Origin of the sequence: Stenotrophobium rhamnosiphilum, assembly GCF_003052265.1 — a bacterium.
Classification (GTDB): Bacteria; Pseudomonadota; Gammaproteobacteria; order Nevskiales; family Nevskiaceae; genus Stenotrophobium; species Stenotrophobium rhamnosiphilum.
The window spans coordinates 69,879-85,886 of record NZ_QANS01000006.1; the positions used below are offsets into that span (position 1 = coordinate 69,879).

Genomic DNA, 16,008 nt, shown 5'->3' on the forward strand with positions numbered 1-16,008 from the left:
ACAAGGAGAGAACACAGTGTTACTCAAAGATAAAATCGTAATCGTGTCCGGTATCGGCCCTGGCCTCGGCGTAAAGCTCGCCATTGAAGCCGCACGCGAAGGCGCTGCTGGCGTTGTTGCTGCCGCACGTAGCCAGGAAAAGCTGGATGACGCAGAAGCACGCGTCAAAGCGATCAACCCGAACTGCAAAGTTCTCAAGATCGTCACCGACATCACCGACCGCGCACAGTGCGAAGCACTCGTTGCCGCAACGATCAAACAGTTCGGCCGTATTGATGCGCTTGTTAACAGCGCCTTCGTTCACGGCGATATGGATTACGTCTCCAGCGCCAACCTCGATGCTTGGGCTGCTGTCATGAACACCAACCTGATCGGCACGCTCAAGCTGACGCAGTCAGTGTTGCCACAGATGAAATTACAAGGCGGCGGCGCCATCGTCATGATCAACACCATGGCCGCGCGTACTCCTCCTCCGCTAGGCGAAGCCGGTTATGCCGCGTCGAAGTCTGCACTCGCTAACTCTGCCAAGTACCTCGCCAAAGAAGTCGGCAAAGACAACATTCGCGTGAACAGCATTCACATGGGCTGGATGTGGGGCGCGCCGGTTGAAGGCTATTTTGTATGGCAGGCGCAGGAAACGGGCGTGCCTTTGGAAACACTCAAAGCCAAGATTTCTTCCACGATCCCATTGGGCCGCATCCCAACCGACGACGAATGCGCACGCGCTGCGTTGTTCTTGGTTTCGGATTACGCCAGTGCGGTGACGGGTGCTGCGTTGGATGCGAATGGTGGTTCGTACATGCCGTAAGGCGTGTCGCGTCTTCACACTCCCTCTCCCCATGCTTTTTATGGGGAGAGGGTCGGGGTGAGGGGCCAGACAATCTCTGCAAGAGCCCCTCACCCTGCCCTCTCCCCGCACGCGGGGAGAGGGAAAACTTAAAGAGCACATCATGGAAAAAGTCATTTATCTGGTTGAACGCGATCCCAAAGTCGATATCGACGCCTTTGGAAAAAATCTGCGCGTGTATCTCACTTCGCAACTACGCAGCATTCCATCGGTGCGTAGCTTGCAAGTGAATGTGGCGGATTCTGCGGTTGCAGCAGGCGAAGGCCTGAAGCAAACGAATAGCAATCCACCACTGGAAGCCATCGTGCAGGTTTGGATGGACAGTGCGGTTGCGCATTTGCGTGCACCTATCGACGCAGCAATCGCCGCCAACACGGCGCGCTTTGCGGCGTATCTGGTGACCGAGTCGCAGCCACTGCGCAATCACAAACATCCCGCCAAGCTTGGCGAACGCACCGAAGGCTTTGCGCAGATTGCTTTGATCCGCAAACCTCAGGCGCAGCCCTATGCCGAGTGGCTAGACGTGTGGCACAACTCGCACACGAAGGTTGCGGTGGAAACGCAGTCCAATTTTGAATACATCCAAAATGCTGTGATTCGCCCGTTAACGCCGAATGCGCCGCCATTGGATGCGGTGGTGGAAGAAGGTTTCCCGATTGCCGCCTTGAACGATCCGTATACGTTCTTTGATGCGGTGGGCGATGAGGCTAAGTTTCAGGCCAACCTCAAAGCGATGATGGATAGCGTGTTTCGCTTCATCGATATGAGCAAGATCGACGTTGCGCCGACGAGTCAGTACAAGCTTCTGTAATTTTTTGTAGGGTGGGTAGAACGCAGCGAAACCCACCGCTTGCACGCGCCAAAGAAATGGTGGGTTTCGCTACGCTCTACCCACCCTACGATGCAGCGCTTTTCTTTAAGCCTTAATTGCCTTTGTAAAACCCGTTCGGATCAAACATTTCCTTCGTGGCTTTTACATCGCCTTCGACATTGCCGAACTTGATCTGCGTCTTGGTGCCTTCCTTAAGATCACTCATCTCAAGCTGTGACAGATACCAGAACTTGCCTGACTGCGTCAGCGCATTGGCCGAAGCACTGAGCTGTTTACGAAGCGTGGTGCCTTGATAGAAATCTGCTTTCAGCGGCACACAGGTTTTCTGATCCAGCCACATGCGAACCAGCGTGTAGCTTGGGTTCTTCATTTTCTTAGTTGGCGTGAGCGTCAACACATGCGTTGGGCGCTGATCAATTTCACTTGCGGCTTCCAGCTTGCCGTCGGAACCGGTGAACGTATTTTGAATCAGCTTGGCATCGGCGTAGCTAAAGTCCGTACCGAGTAGCGAGCCATTGGCGAATGCGCCGGTGATGTGGCGCACGCGGCCGACGCCCGGCAGAAATACGAACATATCGTCTTCTGGACTGCCCACACGTTCGCGCACGAGATACGCCGCGCCAGAAACATTGGCCGGTGCCGTGATACGAATTGAGATGCGAGCCAAGCCGTTGTCACGCTTGGCGGTGAGCTTGCCGCGGATGACGCGGGAGCCCCCGGTGCGGTCGGTCGAGTTGAATTCAATTTCTTGTGCGCGGATGGTGTCCGGCACATTGGCGCGCATACAGCCATAAACTTTTTGGAACTCGGCATCGGCGGCATACGCCGGTACAGCGAGCGCGAACAATAACAACGTTGCGATTATTTTCACGACGATCTACTCCCTGCACATGACCGTATAGATTGCTGCAACGCCTGCACCAGCCCGGCCTGACCGTAGCAGTATGGATTCAGCGTATGTCAGTGCTGAGTAATCAGCAATACGATTTATGGACTAGTTTTGATGCCTAGCCCGCAGCTTGATCGCTACTTTGTCGGCAGTGCGTAGTAATCAGGACGGCCTGCCGTCCACAGCTCGCCCCAGAGCTTGCCACCACCATCTACGGTGAGCACTTCGCCGGTGATGAAGCTGCCGGAAGATGCACTGAGATAAATCACTGACTCCGCGATTTCCATCGGCGTGCCGGGACGCTTGAGCGGATTGGCGAGTGGGAATTCTTTGACCGCTTCTGGCGGATACACATCCAGACCTTCCGTTGCGGTGAGGCCAGGAGCAACGCAGTTGACGCGCACACCTAATGGGGCCCACTCAACAGCGACCGTGCGTGATGCACCGATGATGCCTGCACGTGCTGCCACGGTGTGTGCAACACCCGGCATGCCGCGTTCGATTACGACGACGATGTTGACGATGGAGCCCGGCATTTTCTGATCGCGCCAATACTGCGCAGCGCGCTGCATCATGAACCAGGTGCCGTTGAGGTTGTTGTTGATGACCGCCATCCAACCCTTAGGCGCGTAATCAATCGCGTTCTGCGGAAACTGACCGCCTGCGTTGTTGACGACGTAATCCAGACGACCAAACTTTTCGTGGATCTGCTTGTAGAGCGCATCAACAGCTTCGGGCTCGCGCACGTTTACAGTCATCGCCGTCATGTCAGCGCCTTTGCTTTGCGCAAACGCGACAACCTTTTCCAGCTTTTCCAGCGTACGGCCGCAGATCACAACCGTCGCACCCAAGCGCGCGAACAACAGCGCCGATGCACGTCCAATACCGCTGCCACCGCCCGACACCAACGCGACCTTGCCCTTGAACAAATCAGAGCGGTAAACCGTTTCTGTGTTCCAGAGGAATTCGGGATTGTTGAGTTGTACGGTGTCGGTGGTCATTAAATAAAACTCTCAACTCTAAATGTAGGGTGGGTAGAGCGCAGCGAAACCCACCATTGATCTGAATGTGCAGCGGTGGGTTTCGCTACGCTCTACCCACCCTACAATTTAATTCCGCTTACTTACGCAGCAGTTCGCCCGCAATAATCATCTTGCGAACTTCCGTCGTGCCCGCGCCGATCTCAAGCAGCTTGATCGAGCGATACAGACGATTGATTTCCGATTCCCAGATGTAGCCATAACCACCGTGCACCTGCACAGCGTGGTTGAGCACTTTGTTCATCGTTTCAGCAACAAACATCACGCCTGCTGCGGTGATCTTGTGGATGTCACCGCGACCGCCTTCGTCTTCGCTGATCGAGTTCGCTGCGCGCAGCGTCTGATAGGTGTAGAGGCGCATCGCTTCAACCCACACATACATCTCAGCGATCATCGACTGCACCATCTGGAAGTCGGCGATCGGGCGATTAAACTGCTTGCGCTGCTTGGCGTAATCAATCGCGAGCTGCAATGCGCGCTCGGCGATGCCGAGGCAGATTGGAGAGATCATCGAGCGCTCGAGATCGAGGCCGCTCATCACCACCTTCACACCGCGATCCACTTCGCCAACCAAGTTCTCAACTGGAACCTTGCAGTCTTCAAACACGAGTTCTGCAGTCTGCGAACCACGGAAGCCCATCTTGATGAGCTTCTGCGCAACCTTGAAGCCAGGGAAATCTTTTTCGACGATGAATGCCGAGATGCCCTGAGCGCCTTTCTCTTTATCGGTCTTCGCGTAAACCAGCAGCACGTCAGCGACGGGGCCGTTAGTGATGAAAATTTTGGTGCCATTCAGAATGTAATGACCGCCTTCAAGACGTGCCGTGGTGCGCATCGAACCCAGCGCATCAGAACCCGCACCCGGCTCGGTCAGACCAAGCGCGCCGACGAGCGTGCCTTTGCACAGACCAGGCAGATATTTTTTCTTCTGGTCTTCGTTGGCGTTACGCAGAATGTTGTGGAGGCAGAGGTTCTCATGCGCAACCCACGACAGTGCCAGCGCGTGGTTCCAACGGCCGAAGGCCTGAAGGATCAAACCGCTGGTGAATACGTCCATGCCCGCACCGCCGTATTGTTCTGGCGCGGTGATGCCGAAGTAACCGGTTTCACCGATCTTCGGGAAGATATCTTTCGGCCACCATTCTTCATCGTCCATCTTCTGCGCCAAGGGATACATCTCGGCTTGGGCAAAACGGTCCGCGTTATCCAGAACCTCTTGCTCATCATTAGTGAGGCCAGAAAAAATCTGCGCGACGCTTGTACGGTCGGCGTTGTGATTCGACATGGTGATATCCCGAGCGATAACGATTGAAATAGATATGGAATGGCGACGGCCCACACTTGGTGAGCCTGACTCACGCATTTTAAGCCAGAGGGGGCGGAACGCTTCGTCCGATGTGAGGAGGTGAGGCGCCGCGCTTGGCGAGCACTGCTCGCCGCGGTGCCGAACGACCGGCCAAGGATGGCCGGGCCGTGGGTACTAGATATGAGCCCAGTTGCGCCATGGACGGCTGACCGGACCAACAAACAAGCACCCCCGATAAAGTCCCTCAAACCCGGCCATCCCTATCGGCCGAATTGCGCAAAACATTAATCCTTCTCTAGTGGTCACCGGGTTAGCGGCAGCTATCGACCGCTAAGAGGTCGTTCGTTTTGACTCGTCGGCGAGAAACGGACGGCCGTCGCGTCGGGCCGCTCATGCCGTACTTGTCGCGAGAGCATGCATTCGCCCTCAGTACAGCCGACGCAGCAATCCGATGACTTACGCCGCCGCCCTCGTCCGAATCTTCTGCGCCCCAATGCTGCTGGCTTCCAGCGCGACCATCGCGGCACCCACACAATTCAGCGAGCAGCTAGCCGACTGGCATCAGGCAGCAAGCTCACCCGTCACACCGGCCGCTTCCAGCGCCGAAGCGCCACTTGAACTGGTGGCCTCGACCAACATTGGCGAAAGCATCATCCGCGAACTGGTCCTACTCAAAGGCCACGCCATGCTCGGCACGCGTTATGTCTTTGGCGCAAACGAAGCCGACGCCGTGGATTGCTCAAGCCTGATTCAGCAGCTATTCGAAAGCGCCGGCATAGAACTGCCCCGCACCACCCAAGATCTGGCCAGCATTGGCGAACCCGTTAACAGCCAGTCGCTGCAACCCGGCGATCTACTGTTTTATAGCTGGAAGAAAAACCGCCTGCATGTGGCGGTTTACGCGGGAGATGGTTTTGCGATTCATGCCTCTCCCGACAAGCGCAGTGTTGTGATGACTGAACTCAACAAGACTTGGGATCATCACTTTGTCGCCGCGCGGCGCGTGGTGCAGGAAGACAATATCTAATCCGTAAATCTGCTGTATCTCGTAGGGTGGGTAAACGAGGGCACGGATGCCCTCGGTAGAGCAATGCAGGAGCAATTGCCGAGCGCAGCGAAACCCACCGCTGGCTCACGTTAAAGAGATGGTGGGTTTCGCTGCGCTCTACCCACCCTACAAAAGAGTGAGTCGGGGCACGCGCGCGCCTTACGGCAATTCAACCCGCTTCAAGTCCGCCAACAACACCGGCAAATCCGCTCGAAATTCTTCAGCCACCGCTTCCCACCCTTTCGCCGCATCAATCAAGGGCAAGGGATCACGCATGCGATTCGCGGTGCGACTAATCGCATACTCAATGCCCGCAGGCCCGGCGTAAGAGATCAGCAACTTCGAAAACCCCTGCGCTTCAATCGCGCGGCCACCGGCGTGGAGGAACCACGGCGCGGCTTGTTCGATATCGATTGATGCTCGCAGACAGAAATCTGGCAGCGCTTCATCGCTAAATTTTTTCCAATCATTCGCCAGAATGTGATCGCAAACTAAATCCATCACGATACCTGCATAGCGCCGTCGCCCCTGTCCGAAGCGCACGCGCGCCGCAACGCTGAGTGGATGACGATCAGTTGTCGCATCGACCATGCGGTGCAGTCGAATGCCATGCGCGATGTCATCGGGATACGCCGACAAATCTGCGCCACGCGCGATATCGCCAAGGATTGCGCCGGCGAATGAAGTCTTCGTTTGTTCTGCCAGCCACAGATGCGCGAGAAAATTCACGCGGTGACTTCGTCCACCAAATTCCAGGCCAGCGCTTTTTGCGCGTCGATGCGCTTTCCCGAGAGCATCAACCAGCCTGCACGTTGTCGACCAATGCGTCGCGCAATGCTCACCGTGCCACCCGCGCCAGGGATCAAGCCAAACTTCAATTCTGGCAACTGAAAATAAGCATCTTCACTAGCAACCATGCGGCTCGCAAATGCAGGGAACTCAATGCCAGAGCCGATGCACGCGCCATGCACATTGACCGTCACGCGTGCAGCACATTGCGAGAGCAAGCGCCCCGGTAATGCGAGGCTACGTACGACATGCGCCGACGCCGGATCTGGCGCGCTGCCAAATTCCGTGAGATCGCCGCCGGTCGAAAAACATTTGCCACGACCGCTGATCTGTACGCTCTCAATGCTGTCATCCGCCAGCACCAATTGCAGCGATTCAATCAATGCATCACGCATCTCAACCGTCATGCCATTTCGATTGGAAGCGCGATTGAGTTCCAGCATCAGCGCATCACCCTCGCGCGACACGATCACAGGATCACCACTATCGCTATGCACCGCAGGCGCGGCAGCGCGATTCGCGTCCAACCATTTTTTAAATTCTGGCCCAGCCTGTAGCGTTGAATACGCCAAGGACTCGGCAACCAAAGCATCCGTCAGCGGCAAGCGCGCATTGAGGCGCAGCAGTTGCACCAACACCGTCGCCGCAATCGGGCTCTGTCGAATATTCGTAATTAAAGGTGCGGCCTCAGCCACATTGGCAACGCGCGCATCGCAAGCGCGGATCACGGCCCATTCATCGCCATCAGCCGCAATGCCAATCACCGGGCAAGCGCGTTCTTCTATCCATGCAATCAATTGCAGCGACTGCATCTCATCAATTGATCCACTCGTATCCAACAAAATGAAAGGCTGTGTCGAGAACGGTGAACTCTGGGCGGCATCTCCCGCAGCTGCGCGTCCCAGCGCATCGGACAAAGTCAAAATCTCAAAGTTGGTTGTGGTATCGGTCATATCAGTCTGATCACCCATGACATCGGGCTGATGCTTATGGCATTGCTGAGAGGATACACAAAGCATCGCCAAACCTGCAGGGCTGATGCCTAACAAAAACAGAGTGGGCCTTTTGGGCCCACTCAAGCAGCTACAGAACTACTTAGGTTTGTGGATCAAGTCATTCCTAACGTTCTGCACGCCTCCAATAGCCGCCGTTACTTGGCCTGCCTTTGCGATTTGCCATTGCGAATCGACAAAGCCAGAAAGTTGCACGGTGCCATTAAAAGTCTTTACTTCAATCGCCATTGAGTTGACGTCCTTTTCAGCAAGCAAGGCCGCTTTCACTTTGGTCGTGATCGCTGCATCGTCAACCACTTCACCAGCGGTGTGTGGATGGCCGTTGCTAGCGCAGCCACCAACAAAGAAGGCGCTACTTGCAAGCATTACCGCGATGGAAATTGTTTTTAGGTTCATAAACAGTCCTCAGAAGCGTTCGTCATGCAGGTTTGCACAAACGAATCCTGCCCAAGGCCGATCTTCCGGTCTGTTCGCTACAGCACTTTCGCGCTTTCATCACGACGCCAGAATTTCTCTCACTCAACCTTAAGTGCGACAACGCACAGAGTCGCGCAGACGTCGACGTGCATAGTTTCCCGACCCGTGTCCCGTCGAAAATTTTGAGAACAAACGATGCGAAACATCCACGCAAACCAACGGACGGTCTGCGGCATCTTCTTTACGCTGGCAGTTCTGGCATCCACTGCAAGCTTTGCGGAAGAAGATCCTAAGCTCGACAGCCCCGCCCAACAAAAAGCGCCGACCGCGTTTGCGGCTGATAAGCCGAAACCTGTTTTTGGATGGGGCACAGGCGAGGGCAAAAGTTATCTCGTGCCTGCACTGAATATCGTCGTCGAAGAATTTTTGCTGAATCAATACGACCGACACTTTCTTGATAGCGAGGTTTACGGCAGCAACTTTTCTACTGCCAAACACAACCTCACGCATCAGTGGGTGGTGGACTCCGATAAGTTCAAGATCAACCAGTTCCTTCACCCCTATCAAGGCGCCATCTATCAAAACCTGGCGCGCTCTGCGGGACTCGATTTCTGGCCATCGATGGGCTACTCGTTTCTTGGTAGCGCGCTGTGGGAGATCGCTGGCGAAACCGATCCCGCATCAATTAACGATCAGTTCACCACCGGCATCGGGGGCGCATTTTTAGGCGAGCCTTTGTTCCGCATGTCGAGCTTGTTGTTAGAGGCTGGCAAAGAGCCGGGCTTTTGGCGTGAGGTAGGCGCGGCGTTTATTTCTCCTGGCAACGGATTCACCCGCTATGCCTACGGCGATCGTTTCGACGGCGTGTTTCGCAGCAACAATCCAGCGGTTTATACGCGCATACAACTTGGTGCAACGCTGAATCAGAACGTGCACTCCAATGTAAATCTCAACACCATTCCCGGTGGCGACGCGATTGCGCAAACCTACGACAAGAACGAAGCCTCCGCCGACTTCACGATGGCCTACGGTTTGCCCGGCAAACCGGGCTATACCTACAACCGGCCGTTCGATTATTTTCACTTTCAGTTCACTGCGTCCAACAACAACGCTTTTGAAAACATCATCAGCCGCGGTCTGCTTTACGGCGCGCCTTATTCAGTCGGCGATAACTATCGCGGCGTCTGGGGTTTGTATGGCACTTACGATTACATCTCGCCACAACTCTTTCGCGTCTCCACAACCGGCGCAGGCGTAGGCACCACCGGGCAGTGGTGGATTTCAAAAGTGGTCGCTGTTCAGGGCACCGCTTTAGCGAGCGTCGGTTACGGCTCGTCAGGCGTCATTCGTGGCACAGGCGATCGCGATTATCACAACGGCATCACGCCGCAAGGTTTGGTCGCGTCACGTTTCATCTTCAGCGACCGCGCATCACTCGACCTCGAATTTCGCGACTACTACGTCAGCAAGCTCGCCGCTGGCAGCACTGGGGGTTCAGAAAACATCAAGCGTGGCGACGTTGCACTCACCGTGCGCGTCTACAACCTGCACGGCATCACCTTCAAATATGCGTGGACACAGCGTGACGCGAAATTTTCCGAACTCGCGCCCGACACGCATCAACGCGTAGGCGCCTTCAGCATCGCTTACAGCTATCTCGGTCAAACGCGCTTCGGCGCTGTCGACTGGCGCCCGCCAAGTGCTGGCGGCCCGCAATAGTCTTTAGAAATTAACCATTGATATGCGTCATTCACTTTCAACGACAACAGGTCTTCACATGCGTAAAACTAAATTTTTAGCCCCATTACTTTTGGCATGCGGCCTGTTCTCTAACAACGCCAGCGCCAACAGCGGCTCAGAATTATCAAGTGACGTCATCACCGGCGTCGTTCCTATCGGCGCGTTTGCATACGCCTATTTCACCGACGATGAAGAAGGCCAGAAACAATGGCTACGCAACACGCTCGCAAACCAATTGATCATCACCAGCGCCAGAGTCGCGTTTAATCCAAGTCTCGGAAAGCGGCCCAATGGCGGCAAATATGGCTTCCCATCCGGCCACGTTGGCTTCGTCACATCCGGTGCTTCGTTTTTACAAGAACGATACGGCTGGAAACTCGGCGTGCCCGCATACATGCTCTCAGCCTATGTCGCCGCCCAACGCGTCAGAGATGATCACCACCACTGGCGCGATGTGATTGCCTCTGGCGTTTTATCTTTTGGCATCGCCAAACTGTTTGTTACACCGCAGGGCGCTACTTACGTTGCGCCAGCGATTGGGCCGGACTTTATTGGGATGAGGTGGGAGAGGTCGTTTTAAATTTAACGGAACCAGCTTCTTTTAAAAATGCACTTAGAGGCATTCAGCCAAGACGCTCCCACAGCTTGAATACAATCTCATCGGTAATGCGGTTCTTTTCAGCCTGGGCACCTGCCCCTTGGGCGTATGGGATCCCAATAGTGTCTCTCGATATTCCTACAAAGGCCGTATCGTCAAGAAAAATAGGAATGACTTCACGGTCGACAACACGAGGCGCAAAACACTCTCGCTCGAATGTTGGCCAAATTTTTTCGCGGTAATGTTTATCTAAGAGGCAAATAACTAAGCGGGAGTCACGACCAAATATTTTTTCAAACTGAGCTGACCAAGCGCCCCCTAAAAAATTTACTTCGAAATGTTCATCGAAGAAAACATGAGTGTCGAGACTTTTAAGCTGCTCCGCTATCTCTCTAGCTAAATCTCGGTTCTCGCCTGCAAACGAAATAGCAAAGTCATATTCGACATCACGACTTACGTTTTTAAATCCACAATCCTGTCGCAACTTTCCCCAATGTAGATGCTTTAAGAAGTAGAAAAGCGCAGGATCTTCAACCGCAAAATTCTTGGTCTCCGAGTTGTAATAGAAATGCCGCCCACAAGTTGGCTTATCCCGCAAAAGAATTGGCAAGCGACTTTCTTTAATGTTGTTAATGCTTCCGCGAACATCTTCGTTAGCATTTGCAAGCTCATTCAGATCAACAATCGAACTTTCTTGTCCACCGATTTTTTGCAGAAGTTTAAAGTAAGGGTCGTTGTTTGGGCGGAACCTCACGCCTCGACAGAATTCCTTTACTGCCGGATAAAAAGCAGATGTCAGTTTCTCTACAACCCTACCTCGCAGAGTTACGAGGTCATATTCCAAATTCTTAGGCGCGTCCTGAGTTTCCAAAACATCATTCAACATACAAATCGTTTGGCATAGTTGCTGAGTTAGCCAATAGTCGCCTTTTGATTCATCAAAAATAGGCTCCCAATTCTCTATCTGCACGTTGAGCTTCTGACAACCCTCTCGAATTAAACGCTCTATGTCAGCTCGCGATCCAGCCTGAATTCTATGCACTCCCGTTCGCTTGGCTACATCTGGAACCAATTGAATCAACGCAGCTCCGACTTGATTAATTCCTATCAGAATTAACTTAGTCTTAGCGTCTGCTCCGGCTTCAGCTGAAAACTTAGCTATATTGGCAAGCGCTTCTTGAGTTTCGCTAGCTAGACGATGGAAGTCATCAACAACAAAACGACCTTGTAATTTATTTGCCGCAACTGCCTCTATCTTGTGAACATCTGTCGGAGAACGAGCAGTGAGATATTCCGCTCCCGCTCCGCCAAGCTGCTCTAGAATTTTCCTGACGCAGCTTGTTTTTCCAGTTCCGGACTGCCCCTCTACAACAACAGGCTTGCCGGGATGCCGGATATCAAGAAGTATTTCATTGAAGTTGGGCGGCTTTACAAAAGTAAACTGAGGAAGTCCTTCAGTGACAAATATTTCTTCAACCAGTTGCTTCATATGACACCCAATTTTAAGTTATCTGACATTCACATCGACCAATTCTGCCCGAATTAAAAAGACTCATCCGCTTTAATCACTTTATATATAAGAACCCACAACCGCTACTAACACCCCGCCCGAATATCCTCACAACGCTGCCGCTTCCCAGAACGATCCGGATAGTCACGCGCTGAGTGATAGCGGAAGCTGAGTTTTACTGCGCCCTCTGCATTCGCATCATCAACGAGTCGTTGATCGGCATCTGCATATCCAGGCTCGCCGCTTTTCTTGAGCCAACGATCAAACCATGCGAGTGAGTAGTAGGTGACGGATGGACGTCCCCATCCACCGACGCAGGCATTGCTTGATGTATCTGGGCACCACGATGAGGCGGGGAATGTGGGGATGAGTGAGAAATCAAAATGCGTGGTGCCTTGTATGCCGATGACGTATGTCGGCACGCCTGCGGATTGCCATTCAGCAAATGCGACTTTGTGATTTTCTACATTCGGCTGCACAAGATTTGGTGTTGGTGCAAAACCGTAGTCAGAGTTGAAACTCATCGACGGAACGCGTGGTGCGAATTTTGGCAGGCCGCCCATCGCAATCAGTTGCGTCAATGTGGTGGTGACTTCTACTGGCAATGGATAGTTGGTTGCAGGTGCGAGGCTTCCGCCGTCTGGGGTCATCAGGCTATCGAGTGCGATGGCGACTTTCACCGGATTGCTTTTATCCATTTTGCCCGGCCACGGATCAGCGCCGGGTGCGCCGTAACCTTGCACAACAGAAACACCAATCGCGCCGAGTGAGTGGCCTGCGATGCCGAGACGATTTAGATCAAGTCGCTGCCAGATCGGATTGTTCGGCGTGGTGACGGTGAGATAAGTGCCCGCGCAGGTGACGTTGTGCGGATATGGACGCGATGGCGTGGAGCGGAAGAAGTCGATGGCATCGACTTGCCCTTCCCAAAATACTTTGGGGCCAAGGTTGCTGCCTTGTTGCAACGTCGGCGTTTGCTGATCTGAACGACCTTGGCCGCGCGGGTCATACGTGAGCACGGCGTAACCGGAACGCACGAGTGCTTGCGCCAACCACCAGTACACCGTCTCCGGCGCTTGCACCGAGCCGTTGGTGATGACGATGTTGGGCAATTTGCCGCTGCTGTTTTTAGGGAGCCAGACTCGACCCGAGAGACGTGCGCAGTCGCGGTCATAGAAAACGACGGGCGTGACTTCTGCTTCGTTCTGATAAAACGATTTGCCGTCTGGGCCATCGAAATCCGCATAGCGAAACGGATCGCCTGCACATTGCGCGCCCCATGTTGCACATAGCGGCAGCAATGGCGTGTTGCCCGAAGGAAAGAGCAACCAACTGGGGTCGGCCAGAGCACGCGCCGTCCATTCTTGCGTGTTGGCTAATGACTGCTCGGTGAGGCGCTGTAAAAACCCAGGCGCCAATTCTTCTGCTGGGCCTTCCAGTGTTTTGGCGTAGTTGCTGGCCTCGCAGGTGGTCCATTCCACAGACGGGAACGCTGCGTTGTCGCAAGTTCGATCAAGGTTCTGGGGCTGCGTCGGCGTTACGCCTTTTGCAGATGCGCCTGTAGGACTCGATTGGCTACACCCCGACACCATCGCCCCGCAGGCGAGGACGGCGATCGCTACATACTTAATGTTCATGCCCGTTTTGGCCCCTGAATTTGGCCAAAGCTTACCCTGCAAAGCACTGGTATTCGCGTGAATTAATGTCGTTAACTGGGCGCTAGATTTTCTCTTCACAATTCATGGCATTACCAGATGGGGCGTGGGGCTCAAGAATGCCTAAAGTTGTTTACCGATGAGCCGAATCGCCACCGGTCGAAACGATCTACTGGATTAATGTTATTGCCTAGTTTTCGGCATATAGATTTGTCACTGTTTAGGCCGCCTGAGTGATCTTCACTAACGCGACCATCCGTGACCCAGAAAACAGCTGCGACCTCAATCACCGCCCCACGAGATGCAGGAAAGCAGCTCGCTCTGTTCCGCCCCCTCACGATTCTTGAGTGGCTGCCCGACGAGACGCTTTATAGCCTGGTAGCCCGACTTCATTACTTATCAGGGTTTCGCAGAGAATCGACTACAAGCAATGTCCTATTCGGCCATCCACGCGCAGGCCTAAGACACGATTTTCAGCACAGTGTTTCTGAATTTGAACGCCGAACGGATGGTTCGCTAGGGTCTGCAGAACAAATTCTTCTAAGCCACACCATACTGCCGTTTTTTCTTTGCTTCAGCGATCGCGAGTTCTCAAGCGATTTCATCAGATCCTTAGCTGACGGATATTGGGACTCTTCCACACTTGGAAGACCTTTCATCACCGGAAGTACACGCGGCTGCAATCCCTTAAAAGCATGCCCAGCCTGTATTAAGCACGATCAAGAAACTTACGGTGTCGCATATTGGCATCGGAGCCATCAATTTCCAGGAGTGTGGTTGTGTGCTGTGCATGACTCACTCCTTATGACGGTCCTCGCCTCAGACTCCCAATCTGCGAAGTACAAACTCAGGCTGCCCAAGATGGCTGACCTTCAGGGTTCGAGTTTTGAGACAGATTCAATAAGCATGGCGGATGGTAGGCGGACGTTCCTCCGTATCCTGCGCGACAGCATCCACCAGGCAACAGACGACTATTCGTCGCTCCAAGTCTCCTCATCATCTGTCGTAGCGCTCTTCGCAATCGGCGCACAGGAAAAAGGCTTAACAAATTCCAACGGCCGATTGCATATCAAAAGAATGGGCGAGTCGTACTTAGACTTCATATCTCCAATCGCAGGGTTAACCGAGTTCTCGGAGTTTCTAGGGCATGGCGACGTCACTGTGTCAGAACTGGCGCGCCTTCTAAGGGGTTCGCCCAGAAGAACTCATCCATTACGATACATTTTTATTTCGCTCTGGCTCTTCGGAGATTTCTCAACTTTCAGAGAACGACTGATCTCACGTACAACGCAACATTTCTAGCCACTCAGAGCAACCACATAAAGCATGATTCTTACGATTCCTAAGCCACAACCCACTGAGCACGCGACGAGTATCCTGGCCCGACTACTTCGCTTGAATGGGCTAAAGGATCTAAGGCACCTACCCGATTTTGATTTCGAAATGAAATCAACTCGCGGGGTGGCTCTGGCTCGACTGCTGGGGCTGTCCCCTCAAGACTTCGTCAGGCAACACACCATTATCCCGTTTCGCTGCGCTGTGCATTTGCCTAGAGAGCAACAACCCTCATCAGCGGCGCACAGAGAATTTTCTGATGATCTATCAAATCTATTTTCCATTAGGCCGCGTCCGCCATTTTATTGTTCGCGATGCAGGCAAGAGGATCTTGAATGGCACGGCTTCTCCTTTTGGAGAACGACCCATCAGATACCTGGCGTCACTCGATGTCAGAAACATGAATTTCCGCTGACTGCCGCTGACGTCGATCCAATGCTGGTTCTACCCGAAGAAATTCGGCTCTCGCGTATCAAATATCAATCGATCGACTTGGCCGCAGAAGCAGGATATTCGCGAGAAACAGAATATGTAGAGCTTGCTGTAGATCTTCTCGACCTAAAACGGCCAATACTTCACTCTGTTCTTATTTCAAGACTGCAGTCTCGCGCAAAGAATTTTGGGTTTACTCTAAACAGCACTCGTGGCTTCAAACATTTGGAGATCAATCGCCATTTCGATCAATTTGCGCGAGATCGACTCTACAGTCCTCGCCGAAAATCAATCATGTATCCAGGGGTTTATTGCCGATATTTTTGGCGTCCAGAGAATCTCTCAAAAAGCATGTTGAATGCACTCCTTGGAACTCATTACGGAATAGTCGCCACCTGTCTATTGGCGCTAGCCTTGTCAGAGAACGGCGATGAAGCGGCGAAGCTTTTTCGCGCCCCAAGCCCGGAGACTACCCTCATTAATTCTTGTGAATCCCTATCAAGCAATAGTGATAACGCCCTCTCGCGGATTCGCCAACGCGTCGAACAATGATTGGC

15 protein-coding genes are annotated in these 16,008 nt (G+C 53.5%); 7 read left to right on the plus strand and 8 right to left on the minus strand.

Translation table 11 applies throughout. The annotated features are described in order from the left end of the window. Positions 1-16: 16 nt before the first annotated feature. The gene (locus CJD38_RS15190) at positions 17-808 is read left to right on the plus strand and encodes an SDR family oxidoreductase (protein WP_107941227.1); all 792 of its coding nucleotides are present in this window, start codon (positions 17-19) and stop codon (positions 806-808) included. Positions 809-950: 142 nt separating this feature from the next. Then, positions 951-1,658 (plus strand): EthD domain-containing protein, encoded by a 708-nt coding sequence (locus CJD38_RS15195; protein WP_107941228.1) that lies wholly within the window; start codon positions 951-953, stop codon positions 1,656-1,658. Positions 1,659-1,770: 112 nt separating this feature from the next. Here CJD38_RS15195 and CJD38_RS15200 read toward each other — a convergent pair whose 3' ends face one another. From CJD38_RS15200 to CJD38_RS15210, 3 genes are all read right to left on the minus strand, one after another. Further along, on the minus strand, positions 1,771-2,550 hold the full coding sequence (locus CJD38_RS15200) for an outer membrane lipoprotein-sorting protein (protein ID WP_107941229.1): 780 nt from the start codon (positions 2,548-2,550) through the stop codon (positions 1,771-1,773). Positions 2,551-2,705: 155 nt separating this feature from the next. Continuing rightward, positions 2,706-3,569 (minus strand): SDR family oxidoreductase, encoded by an 864-nt coding sequence (locus tag CJD38_RS15205; protein ID WP_107941230.1) that lies wholly within the window; start codon positions 3,567-3,569, stop codon positions 2,706-2,708. A gap of 118 nt (positions 3,570-3,687) precedes the next feature. Beyond that, positions 3,688-4,893 (minus strand): acyl-CoA dehydrogenase family protein, encoded by a 1,206-nt coding sequence (locus CJD38_RS15210; RefSeq protein ID WP_107941231.1) that lies wholly within the window; start codon positions 4,891-4,893, stop codon positions 3,688-3,690. Positions 4,894-5,365: 472 nt separating this feature from the next. On the opposite strand from CJD38_RS15210, the gene CJD38_RS15215 reads away from it, so the two are divergent. After that, the gene (locus CJD38_RS15215; protein WP_107941232.1) at positions 5,366-5,941 is read left to right on the plus strand and encodes a C40 family peptidase; all 576 of its coding nucleotides are present in this window, start codon (positions 5,366-5,368) and stop codon (positions 5,939-5,941) included. Positions 5,942-6,121: 180 nt separating this feature from the next. Here CJD38_RS15215 and CJD38_RS15220 read toward each other — a convergent pair whose 3' ends face one another. The 3 genes from CJD38_RS15220 to CJD38_RS15230 form a co-directional block, all read right to left on the minus strand. Beyond that, positions 6,122-6,691 (minus strand): acyl carrier protein phosphodiesterase, encoded by a 570-nt coding sequence (locus tag CJD38_RS15220; protein ID WP_107941233.1) that lies wholly within the window; start codon positions 6,689-6,691, stop codon positions 6,122-6,124. Then, positions 6,688-7,704 carry an enoyl-CoA hydratase/isomerase family protein gene (locus tag CJD38_RS15225; protein WP_107941347.1) on the minus strand — a complete coding sequence of 339 codons (1,017 nt, stop codon included), beginning with the start codon at positions 7,702-7,704 and terminating at the stop codon, positions 6,688-6,690. Before CJD38_RS15225 ends, CJD38_RS15220 begins: the two co-directional genes overlap by 4 nt. Before the next feature lie 138 nt (positions 7,705-7,842). Then, complete coding sequence (locus tag CJD38_RS15230) at positions 7,843-8,160, minus strand: BON domain-containing protein (protein WP_107941234.1); 318 nt, start codon at positions 8,158-8,160, stop codon at positions 7,843-7,845. A gap of 216 nt (positions 8,161-8,376) precedes the next feature. Here CJD38_RS15230 and CJD38_RS15235 point away from each other — a divergent pair, with 216 nt between their 5' ends. After that, positions 8,377-9,900, plus strand: a complete 1,524-nt coding sequence (locus CJD38_RS15235; protein WP_107941235.1) for a DUF3943 domain-containing protein — start codon at positions 8,377-8,379, stop codon at positions 9,898-9,900. 58 nt (positions 9,901-9,958) lie between these two features. After that, complete coding sequence (locus CJD38_RS15240; RefSeq protein ID WP_107941236.1) at positions 9,959-10,501, plus strand: phosphatase PAP2 family protein; 543 nt, start codon at positions 9,959-9,961, stop codon at positions 10,499-10,501. 43 nt (positions 10,502-10,544) lie between these two features. On the opposite strand, the gene CJD38_RS15245 is transcribed toward CJD38_RS15240, so the two are convergent. Together CJD38_RS15245 and CJD38_RS15250 are read right to left on the minus strand one after the other, a co-directional pair. Next, positions 10,545-12,008, minus strand: a complete 1,464-nt coding sequence (locus CJD38_RS15245; protein WP_107941237.1) for a TIR domain-containing protein — start codon at positions 12,006-12,008, stop codon at positions 10,545-10,547. A gap of 107 nt (positions 12,009-12,115) precedes the next feature. Then, positions 12,116-13,666 carry an alpha/beta hydrolase gene (locus CJD38_RS15250; RefSeq protein ID WP_146166000.1) on the minus strand — a complete coding sequence of 517 codons (1,551 nt, stop codon included), beginning with the start codon at positions 13,664-13,666 and terminating at the stop codon, positions 12,116-12,118. 276 nt (positions 13,667-13,942) lie between these two features. Between CJD38_RS15250 and CJD38_RS18945 the strand changes: the two genes are divergently transcribed. Both CJD38_RS18945 and CJD38_RS15260 read left to right on the plus strand, forming a co-directional pair. Continuing rightward, a complete protein-coding gene (locus tag CJD38_RS18945) occupies positions 13,943-14,986 on the plus strand; it encodes a TniQ family protein (RefSeq protein ID WP_107941239.1) in 1,044 nt (347 codons plus the stop codon). Positions 14,987-15,010: 24 nt separating this feature from the next. Next, the gene (locus CJD38_RS15260) at positions 15,011-16,003 is read left to right on the plus strand and encodes a TniQ family protein (RefSeq protein WP_107941240.1); all 993 of its coding nucleotides are present in this window, start codon (positions 15,011-15,013) and stop codon (positions 16,001-16,003) included. The last annotated feature ends 5 nt before the right edge of the window (positions 16,004-16,008 follow it).

Excerpts from the sequence above, each read along its gene's own strand:
- CJD38_RS15225 (WP_107941347.1), bottom strand. The coding sequence starts at position 7,704 with ATGACCGATACCACAACCAACTTTGAGATTTTGACTTTGTCCGATGCG.
- CJD38_RS15240 (WP_107941236.1), top strand. The coding sequence starts at position 9,959 with ATGCGTAAAACTAAATTTTTAGCCCCATTACTTTTGGCATGCGGCCTG.
- CJD38_RS15205 (WP_107941230.1), bottom strand. The coding sequence starts at position 3,569 with ATGACCACCGACACCGTACAACTCAACAATCCCGAATTCCTCTGGAAC.
- CJD38_RS15215 (WP_107941232.1), top strand. The coding sequence starts at position 5,366 with ATGACTTACGCCGCCGCCCTCGTCCGAATCTTCTGCGCCCCAATGCTG.
- CJD38_RS15235 (WP_107941235.1), top strand. The coding sequence starts at position 8,377 with ATGCGAAACATCCACGCAAACCAACGGACGGTCTGCGGCATCTTCTTT.
- CJD38_RS15260 (WP_107941240.1), top strand. The coding sequence starts at position 15,011 with ATGATTCTTACGATTCCTAAGCCACAACCCACTGAGCACGCGACGAGT.
- CJD38_RS15245 (WP_107941237.1), bottom strand. The coding sequence starts at position 12,008 with ATGAAGCAACTGGTTGAAGAAATATTTGTCACTGAAGGACTTCCTCAG.
- CJD38_RS15195 (WP_107941228.1), top strand. The coding sequence starts at position 951 with ATGGAAAAAGTCATTTATCTGGTTGAACGCGATCCCAAAGTCGATATC.
- CJD38_RS15250 (WP_146166000.1), bottom strand. The coding sequence starts at position 13,666 with ATGAACATTAAGTATGTAGCGATCGCCGTCCTCGCCTGCGGGGCGATG.
- CJD38_RS15230 (WP_107941234.1), bottom strand. The coding sequence starts at position 8,160 with ATGAACCTAAAAACAATTTCCATCGCGGTAATGCTTGCAAGTAGCGCC.
- CJD38_RS15210 (WP_107941231.1), bottom strand. The coding sequence starts at position 4,893 with ATGTCGAATCACAACGCCGACCGTACAAGCGTCGCGCAGATTTTTTCT.